This is a genomic window from Endobacter medicaginis (assembly GCF_014192375.1).
GTDB classification, from domain to species: Bacteria; Pseudomonadota; Alphaproteobacteria; order Acetobacterales; family Acetobacteraceae; genus Endobacter; species Endobacter medicaginis.
Map to the genome: position 1 here is coordinate 1 of NZ_JACHXV010000035.1, position 9,301 is coordinate 9,301.

The 9,301-nt window shown below is 62.1% G+C and carries 10 protein-coding genes and 1 pseudogene; 5 read left to right on the forward strand and 6 right to left on the reverse strand.

What is annotated here, in order from left to right; translation table 11 throughout:
* Positions 1-141: 141 nt before the first annotated feature.
* The 4 genes from FHR90_RS16420 to FHR90_RS16435 form a co-directional block, all read right to left on the reverse strand.
* On the reverse strand, positions 142-531 hold the full coding sequence (locus FHR90_RS16420; RefSeq protein WP_183275540.1) for a hypothetical protein: 390 nt from the start codon (positions 529-531) through the stop codon (positions 142-144).
* Between the two features lie 163 nt (positions 532-694).
* Positions 695-1,123, reverse strand: a complete 429-nt coding sequence (locus FHR90_RS16425) for a hypothetical protein (protein WP_176622837.1) — start codon at positions 1,121-1,123, stop codon at positions 695-697.
* Positions 1,124-1,168: 45 nt separating this feature from the next.
* Positions 1,169-1,906 carry an HAD domain-containing protein gene (locus tag FHR90_RS16430; RefSeq protein ID WP_176622835.1) on the reverse strand — a complete coding sequence of 246 codons (738 nt, stop codon included), beginning with the start codon at positions 1,904-1,906 and terminating at the stop codon, positions 1,169-1,171.
* The gene (locus tag FHR90_RS16435) at positions 1,903-3,006 is read right to left on the reverse strand and encodes an HAD domain-containing protein (RefSeq protein ID WP_176622833.1); all 1,104 of its coding nucleotides are present in this window, start codon (positions 3,004-3,006) and stop codon (positions 1,903-1,905) included. The genes FHR90_RS16430 and FHR90_RS16435 overlap by 4 nt, the downstream gene beginning before the upstream one ends.
* Positions 3,007-3,124: 118 nt before the next feature.
* Here FHR90_RS16435 and FHR90_RS16440 point away from each other — a divergent pair, with 118 nt between their 5' ends.
* On the forward strand, positions 3,125-3,706 hold the full coding sequence (locus FHR90_RS16440) for a hypothetical protein (RefSeq protein ID WP_176622831.1): 582 nt from the start codon (positions 3,125-3,127) through the stop codon (positions 3,704-3,706).
* 290 nt (positions 3,707-3,996) lie between these two features.
* Positions 3,997-4,665 carry a hypothetical protein gene (locus FHR90_RS16445; RefSeq protein ID WP_176622829.1) on the forward strand — a complete coding sequence of 223 codons (669 nt, stop codon included), beginning with the start codon at positions 3,997-3,999 and terminating at the stop codon, positions 4,663-4,665.
* A 56-nt stretch (positions 4,666-4,721) separates the two neighbouring features.
* On the opposite strand, the gene FHR90_RS16450 is transcribed toward FHR90_RS16445, so the two are convergent.
* On the reverse strand, positions 4,722-5,093 hold the full coding sequence (locus tag FHR90_RS16450) for a hypothetical protein (RefSeq protein ID WP_183275541.1): 372 nt from the start codon (positions 5,091-5,093) through the stop codon (positions 4,722-4,724).
* 427 nt (positions 5,094-5,520) lie between these two features.
* Between FHR90_RS16450 and FHR90_RS16455 the strand changes: the two genes are divergently transcribed.
* A complete protein-coding gene (locus FHR90_RS16455; RefSeq protein ID WP_176622824.1) occupies positions 5,521-6,078 on the forward strand; it encodes a terminase small subunit in 558 nt (185 codons plus the stop codon).
* Positions 6,041-7,357, forward strand: coding sequence for a terminase large subunit domain-containing protein (locus FHR90_RS16460; protein WP_176622822.1), 1,317 nt, complete (start codon positions 6,041-6,043; stop codon positions 7,355-7,357). The genes FHR90_RS16455 and FHR90_RS16460 overlap by 38 nt, the downstream gene beginning before the upstream one ends.
* Here FHR90_RS16460 and FHR90_RS16465 read toward each other — a convergent pair.
* A complete protein-coding gene (locus tag FHR90_RS16465; protein WP_176622820.1) occupies positions 7,354-8,289 on the reverse strand; it encodes an HNH endonuclease in 936 nt (311 codons plus the stop codon). The two genes, FHR90_RS16460 and FHR90_RS16465, sit on opposite strands and share 4 nt — an antisense overlap.
* A gap of 137 nt (positions 8,290-8,426) precedes the next feature.
* Between FHR90_RS16465 and FHR90_RS16470 the strand changes: the two are divergent.
* Positions 8,427-9,301: pseudogene (locus FHR90_RS16470) on the forward strand (phage portal protein); the annotation flags it as partial.

A 9,301-nucleotide genomic window follows, 5' to 3' on the forward strand; every position in this document is an offset into this window, starting at 1 on the left:
TCATCTGAGAGCCGTTATCTACCCCGCATCTCAGTCCTCACCGACGGACGCGCAGCTCACACTGGCCGTAGGCTACGATTTCCGCATCTCATGCGCCAACAACGTCAGTGAGGAACGTTAGCATGCTAACGTATTTCTAATCTATCCTCGCCTCAGATAACGCGCACCGTATTCGGCGCACATCTCCTCGTGCACACCGCCCAACACCGCCAGCCCCACTTGGACATCATCGCTGCCAGCACCCGGGAGCACACCACCCGCGCCAGCCTTCAGCCAGCCGAGCCACGCCATCCGTTGGCCATCATCGTCAATCCGGTCGAGATAGCGCTGCATCGCCCATCCGGCTGACCCGGCGCCATCCATAGCCGCCTCAGCCGTGGCCATCTGAGTGGCGACAGTCCGCATGTGCCGCACAGCTGTCGCCGGGTCAGCCGTGGCTGCATCGCGGGCCTCGAACAGCGCCTCTGCAGCAGCTTTCAGCGCCACGAATGCGGGCCGGGATTCGTGAACGGCGAGTTCGGCATCGGTCATCGTCATCCCGGCACGATAGCCGTGGATACGGCCGGAGGAAACGGTCAGCTAAGCCCCACAACGGCCGACCTATTCACTATGCTATTCAGCTGGCCTGACCCGCGTCTCGATAACCCACTGAAATCCCCCGATACCTACCCCAGCGACCTATTCACTCACCTATTCACCGACCCCGATACTTGCGAGCAGCAAACACCAGCTCCTCATGCGCGGTCATCAGCTCGTACGCCCGCTGCCGAGCCCGCCCCAGCACCTGCACAGCACCCTCTAGCCGGTCCGCATCCGGCACACCCGGTTCACCGCCATCACGCCCCTCCGGCGACCATCCATCGAGCCATGTGACCGGCGCCAGCATCCCCCTCAGCACGTCATCCTTGATACGCCTGCACATCCACTCCAGCCCGTAACCCGACGGGTCCTGGTCGCACATTTCGTCGCCGGCCAGGAGCCCGATGCCACCGATTTTCGTAGCCGCCTGGGACAACCACAGCGCCGCCAGGCTGGCGTGCGCCGGCAGCAGCAGCTCGGCGGTCTGGAGCTCAATTCCGCTGTATCTGTAAAAGTGGTCTGCCAGGTCGGCGTCGGTGCTCATGATGAATCTCCGGCCGGCGCCTATACGCCCCGTCGTCTCGTCGATTCAAGACAAATCGGTGAGTCGACGGCTATCGAGATAGTCCCGGAATCTCCGCTCGAATTGTGCGCGTGATGAGCCGCTGGTCGCGCGGGCATATGAGCTATCTCGCAGCAGGCGTGATGGCGGGCGCTCTGAGCCGTCACCACGGTCGAATTCGAGCCATCGGGCCAAGCCGATATCGGTCTCGCCAATGCCGTTCTCGGCGAGCTGCTCGATATGCTCCTGCTCCAAATGGCACCCGAGCACCGGCGTGGCGTCCGCTCCCAGGACCCGGGCAGCGACACGAAACGACGCTGACGTCAGGCCGTCGGCACCATCGATGCCGACATCCGGCAGACCCTCGCTGTCAGCCTCATCGTCGAGCGCAACCCAGGCAGTCACGTCATCATGCGAACCGAGCCAGGCATACACATCGTCGCGCTTACCGCCGACCACAGGGCACGCGTAATCGACGTGCCAGAGCCGACGGTCGATACCATGCCCGGTCAGCAAATCGCGCACATCAGCCGGGCGGTGTGTTCGCCGCCAACTGCTCATCAGAACGAGCTGTGCGCTGGCTGCTGTACACAAAGCGTTCACGAGCGTGATGGCCGAGGCGTTGAATTTTACGTGTTCACGGTAGATGGCCATCCTGTCCCGGGCCGACTCCAGCAGCACCGAAGCAGCACGGTTCTCCGGGCGCAGCCAGTCAACACCGCTCAAAATCACGCCGTCGATGTCCAGGAAGGAGATTTTGCTCATCGCGGGAAGCCCAGGAAAGCATGGTGCTCATCGGCACCGACGGGCGCACCGAGCAGCTCACACGCGCGCCGATACGAGCTGATTGTCAGCCCCTGTTCTCCATCAATGCCGAGGTCAGCAAATCCGAGCTCTCCCGACTGGTCGTCGACCACCACCCATGCCGTCACCTCGGCGTGCCGGGACAGCCACTCATCTACATCAGCTCGCTTTCCGCCTCCGGTGTCGACACACGCATAGTCCGCATGCCAATGCTCCTCGGCGACGCCGTGCGAGCTCAGAATTCGGCGGATATATTCCTGGCTATGATGCCAACGCCAGCTAGTGACCAGCACAATCTGCGCTCTGCAGCGTGTGCACAGCTGATTCATCAGAGCAATTGCAACGGCACTGAACTGCACATCGTTCGTATAAATCAGCTCCCGTTCGCTCTCATCGGTGCACCAGCGCAGTCGCTGCCAGGCGTCGATGGCGGATTTCAGGCTCCAGCACGCTGTCGGCAACAGCACGCCGTCGATGTCGAGAAACACGATTGCAGAGGCGTCGGGGTGCCGCGATTTATAGCGCTCTGGCAGCCGCGGCCGCAGACGGTGCACGGCATCGAGCTGCTCGGTAATCGTGAAGCCGAGGCGGGGATGGACCGGAACCGGGTCCTCGAATCCGAGCTCGGCTGCATCGGCATCGAGGACAATCCACTCCCGCACCTCACGATGCCTCGACAGCCAACCTTCGACCGCTGCTCGCTTGGATTCCGGGTCCGTCACCGTGCATGCAACATCTCGGTGCAGGTACCAATCGTAGACCGAGTTCCTGGTCAGCAAATCGGACAGGACCTCTGAGCCGACGACCGGCAGCCATCGGCTGAGAAGCACAACAGCTGCGCCGGTATCGCTGCAGAGTTCATTCAGCAATCGGATTCTGAAATGCCGCAGGACGACCATCCGCAGAGCCCGGGCCAATCCGAAACTCTCCTCTCCCGATGCGTCGAACACGTCGCACGCATGCAGATTTCCAGGCGCGCGCCAGTCGATTGGTGTCAGCAAAACACAGTCGATTTCGAGAAATACGACCTTCGCCGCAGTCGAATTCCTGTCCCGACTCATGTTTCCGCCTCCGGTCGGCATTTCTATCTCGGAATAGTGAAATAGTCGACCGGATATTTGTCTTCGTCGCGTATAATCTATTGAAAACAAATGCCATTCGTCTTCCGGGAGAACGTCTATGTCGCGCAAAGCAAAACGGTCGCCATCATCACCATCAAACCCGGACACCGACGGCTACAGCGCACCGCCAGAACGCTGGCAGCACGGCTCGTCTGTCAGCGTGACACGCGACGCCGCAACCGGAATCCGCACGCAGAGCGTCTCCGGCGCATTCGAGCACATGCTGAGAAGCGGTAGCCTGCTGCCCCGGCACAAAGCGGCGGCGGACAGATGGCTCGCCGATTTCGAGTTCGGCGTACTGTCGGCCCGAGACCCCGAGAAGCGCGGCACAGGTGCGGCGGGTTCGCACGACGGATTTCAGATAGCCCGTCTCGATGCCGTAAACCTTTATTTCAAAGCCAAATGGGCGCTGGGACCCGCAGCGCACAGCTTGCTGGAGCCAGTGCTTCACGAGCGGCTGTCGCTGACCGTGCTGGAAATCAAGCTGGGCCGCGACCGGCGATATATCTCCGGGAAAATCGAGGCCGCGTTGGACCGTCTGGTCGAGCACTACTACGCCGTCGACAACCCGGTCGCCGCCCGCCGGCACACCATCGTCGGCAGCGAATCTCATCAGCCGCCGGTTGCCCAGGCCGCGTAGGTCTGCGGTCGGCAGGTTCACGAAATCGATGCCGATTTTCGGTGTCGCTTGCATCGATGTGGGTCATCGTCACTCCAGGTGAGTAAAAAAAACCGGGAGAGAACGATGGACGAAGATGACGAGAAGATGGCGCCGGCGGATGTCGAGCCGGTAGAGCTCAGCGAGGAGTATGATTCCGAGCCGCAGCCGCCGGTGACGGGAGATGTGCAATGAGTTGGGCTTCGAGCCTCGCCGGGGCAATTCGGTCTGCAGTCGCCGCTGCGGTTCGCTCCCTACGGACCATCTTTCGAATGGCGTTCATCGGCGGCCGGTATGTGCTGCAGCAGGCTGTTGAGGTGGTCGAGCAGGTCGCCAGGGTGCCGCTGTCCATTGCCGGCGTTGGCATGGATTTCGTCGGCCAGCTGGGCGCGCGATTCCGGCTGGCGATGGGCGGGGCACAGCACGAGCAGCAGAATGAAGCGGCGGCTCGTCAGCAGCAGGCCATCGCTCAGCAGCGCCAGGCGGCGACGCCCCAGGCAGCTCGTCAGGCCCGAGAACTGGCAGCGGTCAGGCGCTATGTGAAGGACCGTCTGCGCGGCGAGGCGACGCCGGCTGAGATGCTGGAGCACCTGCCCATGCGATTCCGACAGTATCTGGAGGTGCTCAGGCCCGACGAACTGCGTGTGCTGGAGCGAGCCAGCCGTGGCGCCATCAAGGCATCGCTGCAGGACCCGGGCCGCTACACCGTAGACGGTATCCGCTCGATGAAAGCCGTGCTGGGCGTGCAGGTTCCTGGCCACCAGCAGTTCGAGACCTCAGCCAAAGCCGCCGGCATCGTGCAGCCCGCACCGCAGGACAACATGCGCCGGGCTATCGCTCGCAGCGGAGAACAAGGCATGTCGGATGACGATTTCCTGGCAGCACTGAAATCGGCGTGGACGCAGAACAACACGCCGGCACCGCAGCCGACCGTTCACTGACTACAGTGGTGACGACGCGGTAAGCCGCCGGCGGGGATGACCTACCGGCGGCTTTCTTACGCCTGGCCGCTGATGAGTCGCTTCAGCACACGGTCGCGCTGGGCGAGCTGAGCACGCAGTCCGGCAACCTCGGCTTCCAGCGCCCGACGACGGTCCAGCTCGGCGAGAAATGCCCGCGATGATTCCTGAGCCTCGCGCTCCAGCTCGCGCATCTCGTTGGAAACCTGTTGAGAGTGCATCGCCGCGGTCTGTCGCTGAATCTCCGCAGTCCGAGCGTCGATACGTCGAGCTGCCGTGGCATCATGATTCCGAGCAGCCGCTTGGCGCTCAGCGATGATGTCCGTCGCGAGCCCGGCAACAGCTCCCGTCCAATAGCCGATGCTGCCGATGGTCTCGTCGATGGCGCCCTGCGCAGTTCCGTGCCTCATGTTCAATGTCTCCAGTTGTCAATACGCTACGCACGTCTGTTGGCATATGTCAACAATAAAATTGGTATTCTTGAACTATTATCGCAATCACGGTCACGGGATGTGTGTCGCTTACAAGGGACATGCTTGCATAACTGCACGTATTTTCTTGACATCGCGGACACGACTTGTTATCTTGACGCCATCATCGGCTCAGTGCGTTCCCCATTGGTCTGGTCCGATGCGTTTCCTCCTGTTGGTTGAGAACTGGCGGCGGCTGTGAGCAATCCGGCCGCCGCTGCTTTTTCGCGCCGGCGGAATCACGAAATCAGTTCAGGTCGCTGGAGCCGCCGGTTTGCCGCCAATGTGTTGGCCCGGGTCAGATGCTCGCGACCTGATTCAATCACACAGCAGATGAGTAGGGCCAAGCGACGGCCGGGAGCCGACGATGGCTTTGAATCTTCGACAGCAGAGGTTCGTAGAAGCGTATCTGGCCTCGACGAACGCCGCCGAGGCCGCGAAAGCCGCTGGTTATGCTGGCTCGCAGGCCAAAAACACCGGTTACAGGCTACTGCAGAATACTGACATCAAGGCTGCCATCGACCAGGCCAGAGCTGCATCAGCCGCCAGGGCTGCCGCGATTGCCGAGCGCTCTCTCGATATGAAGGAGCGGATTGTGCGCGAGCTCTCCCGGATTGCATTCGCCGACCCGCGACGACTCAGCAGCTGGGGCCCAGGCGGCCTGGCGCTGCACGAATCACACGATATCGATGCCGAAGATGCAGCCGTGGTCTCCGAGATTACGGAGTCCCGGCAAGGCCGCGAGACCAAGGTTGCGCTCAAGACGCACAACAAGCTGCAAGCACTGACATTGCTGGCGAAAATCCACGGGCTGACCGACCGCAAGGAGCCTGACGCCGCGGACACGTCGACCGTCGACATCGCCGACGACCAGGACCCGGATATCGATGGCGACGAGGAGCAACCGGCGGTCCACACGACCTGACTTTCGCCCGACCCTGAGCCGTCCACAGGGCACTGTCTACCGCGCGGGGTGGCAGCCCGACGCCAGATTCCGCACCATTGTCGCCGGCCGGCGCTGGGGTAAAACTTTTCTCATCTGCGAGGAAATGCGCCGTGCAGCTCGCGAAGCTGTTCGCCGCAATATCCCGACCGAGAACGAAATCTGGTACGGTGCGCCGACGCTGAAGCAAGCCAAGAGGGTCTTCTGGAAGCGCTTGAAGCGCGCCGTCCCGGAATCATGGATGGCGGCGAAGCCGAACGAGTCCGAGTGCTCGATTACCCTGATTTCCGGGCACGTGATTCGCATCGTCGGCATGGCCGAGTACGACAATCTGCGTGGCTCAGGCCTGTGGTTCTTTGCCGGCGACGAATGGCAAGATGCGCCCGAGGCGGCGTGGGCTGAAACAATCCGGCCGATGCTGTCGACCGCCAACGGGCATGCGATTTTCATCGGCACGCCGAAGGGATTCAACCACCTCCGGGACTGGTACATCAAAGGCCAGCCCGGCGGCGAGCCAGACTGCCGCAGCTTCAGCTACACCACGCTCCAAGGCGGCAATGTCCCGGCCGACGAGGTCGAGCAGGCCCGCCGGACGCTTGATGCCAGGTCATTCAGGCAGGAATACGAGGCCAGCTTCGAGACCTATGAGGGGCGGGTGCTGCACGCTTTCTCACGTGCAGACAGCGTTCGTCCGTGCCGTGGGAAACTGACGTCGACCGCGCCTCTGATTCTCGGCATCGATTTCAACATCAACCCGATGTCGTGCGTGTGCCTCGTCGAGGAGGGTGGCACGCTGTTTCAGGTCGACGAAATCGTACTCCCGACGGCGAACACCGACGACTTGGTCGCCGAGATTCGCTCTCGATATGCTCGAAATGGCAGTCTGGCGCACATCACCGCATACCCCGACCCTGCAGGTGCCCAGCGACGTACTTCGGCCGGCGGGCGCACCGATATCGGAATTCTGCAAGCGAGCGGGATGCGCGTCATCGCGATGTCGAGCCATCCGCAGGTGCGCGACCGGAATAACATCACGAACGCGCGGTTTGCGACGGCCGACAGTGTCCGCCGGCTGTTCGTCGACCCGGGGTGCCGAAAATCCATCGAGAGCTACGAGCGGCACGTGTATCGCGAAGGCTCAAGCGAGCCTGATAAAAGCACTGGCTACGACCACCTGCCGGACGCACTTGGATACGCGTGCTACGGCAAATACGCCTACAAGCCGCCGGCGCAGCAGCACATCAACGTGTTCGGGCGCTAGGCTTCTTCGGTTGCCAAGTGCTCGCGGCGGTGACAACGCGGGCAAAGGACGGCAACGTCATCGAGAGATGTGTGCCGCTCGCCGGCAGAGATGTGGATACGGTGATGTACTTCGAACATGCGCCGGCGCTTGTCTGGGCTGACGCCTGGGTCGGCTGCAGCGGTGTATCCACACCCCGTCTCCTCGCAGGTGTAGTTGCCGTATTTCTCCAGATTAGCATCGAGTGCCGCGTCCCGCACTGAGGCAGACCGCACACGCTCATATCGGGGACCGCGCTCGACGAGGTATCCCTCTCGATATCGCTTCTCATCGCGCAACACGATGTCCGGCGTCGTTGATGGTCGGTCAAGGACGACTTCACGGAGCTGAATCGCCCGGATTGCGGTTGTCAGACCCGGCACCAAATTTTCGAGCGGAATTACCGCTTGGCCGTCACTTCTACCAAACTGTCGCGGTTCGTATCCGACTATATCCGAGAACGGAACGGGCGGAGCCGGCAGCCAAACTCGTAAATATGGGACACCCATGTCCCACTTAAACGCCCCGTCGGTTTTCAGGAATTCCTTACGCTTCAAGTCATCTGAGTGAAGCATCTCTTTGGCCTCTCGGTTGCCCGAAAACGCTAGGCCGACACCGCATAGAGCCCTCGGCGTTCCGCCATAATCCGCGGCGCGTTTCAGGCTGCCCATGGCAATCAAGAACGGCTTGCGTGGGTTCTCGCCAGCAGCGCTCATTCGCTTGGCTCTCTGCCGAAGAAAATACTGCATCTTGTTGCCAGGCAACACCGCCGCGCACCAACGCAACCGACCATCCTCACCAAACTCGCCCTCGCCGTAGCCCATTACGGCGCCTTCGATGGGCCCGAACGCCGCCTCCAGCTGAGCTACAGACACGGGCTCGCCGGTCAGCATCGGTGCGGTGTTGATACCCATTGGCGCTCCCTGTGGGCCGGGTGACGCGGCCTCTTCACTACATCGTGCCCCAAACTCCACTACACGCCAACACGGCCAGATGTAGTGACTATCGCCCACGGAGGCTGACATTGGACTGGCAGTCTCTGAGAGCCTCGATGCCGAGCGATTCCGACCTGTCGCCGCGGTGCCGGCGCCTGCTGGCGCTCGACGCCGTGCTGTCCGGGTCACAGTACGACCACCTGCGGCACGCATTCAGCGACGAGATTTCAGGCGCCGGCGAGTATATCCCGCTGAATAATCGGCGCCCGAGCGTGCGGACGAACCTCTGCCGCACGGTCGTCGATGACTCGGTCAGCATGTTGTTCAGCGAGGCCCATTTTCCGGTCGCCCACGCACCCGATGCGCGCACGGCGCAGGCTCTGATGAACTGGGTGAAAGAGCGCCGGCTGAATGAACTGATGTCGGATGCGGCGACGCGCGGTTCGGTCGGAAGCGTCGCGCTGCTGTTCCGTGTCCTGCGCGGAAAACCGTTCGTCTCCGTGCTGCCGACTGCGACCCTGACGCCGACCTGGGACCCCGAGGACCCGGATTCTCTGGTCGCCGTGACCGAGCGATACAAAGTCCGTGGAAACGAACTGCGGGCGCGGGGCTACTCGATTCCTGCCGACGCCGATGGCAGCTCGTTCTGGTTCCAGCGAACATGGGACGCCGACGCGGAGACTTGGTATCTGCCGCTGAGCGTTTCAGATGCCCGCGATGGCAAGTTGCCCAATATCGACACTGACCGCACCATCACTCACGGCCTGGGTTTTTTGCCCGTAATCTGGGTCCGCAATCTCCCGGGCGGTGACGAAATTGACGGCGCGAGCACATTCGAGCCGGCAATCAGCACAGCCATCGAATGCGATTATCAGCTGAGCCAAGCCGGCCGCGGACTGAAATACGCGAGCGACCCAAGGCTGGTCATCAGAGACCCCGGTACCGGCGTCGACGGCGGCTCCAGGCCGATTACGGGCGGTGCGGCGAACGC

Excerpts from the sequence above, each read along its gene's own strand:
- FHR90_RS16420 (WP_183275540.1), bottom strand. The coding sequence starts at position 531 with ATGACCGATGCCGAACTCGCCGTTCACGAATCCCGGCCCGCATTCGTG.
- FHR90_RS16425 (WP_176622837.1), bottom strand. The coding sequence starts at position 1,123 with ATGAGCACCGACGCCGACCTGGCAGACCACTTTTACAGATACAGCGGA.
- FHR90_RS16430 (WP_176622835.1), bottom strand. The coding sequence starts at position 1,906 with ATGAGCAAAATCTCCTTCCTGGACATCGACGGCGTGATTTTGAGCGGT.
- FHR90_RS16435 (WP_176622833.1), bottom strand. The coding sequence starts at position 3,006 with ATGAGTCGGGACAGGAATTCGACTGCGGCGAAGGTCGTATTTCTCGAA.
- FHR90_RS16440 (WP_176622831.1), top strand. The coding sequence starts at position 3,125 with ATGTCGCGCAAAGCAAAACGGTCGCCATCATCACCATCAAACCCGGAC.
- FHR90_RS16445 (WP_176622829.1), top strand. The coding sequence starts at position 3,997 with ATGGCGTTCATCGGCGGCCGGTATGTGCTGCAGCAGGCTGTTGAGGTG.
- FHR90_RS16450 (WP_183275541.1), bottom strand. The coding sequence starts at position 5,093 with ATGAGGCACGGAACTGCGCAGGGCGCCATCGACGAGACCATCGGCAGC.
- FHR90_RS16455 (WP_176622824.1), top strand. The coding sequence starts at position 5,521 with ATGGCTTTGAATCTTCGACAGCAGAGGTTCGTAGAAGCGTATCTGGCC.
- FHR90_RS16460 (WP_176622822.1), top strand. The coding sequence starts at position 6,041 with ATGGCGACGAGGAGCAACCGGCGGTCCACACGACCTGACTTTCGCCCG.
- FHR90_RS16465 (WP_176622820.1), bottom strand. The coding sequence starts at position 8,289 with ATGGGTATCAACACCGCACCGATGCTGACCGGCGAGCCCGTGTCTGTA.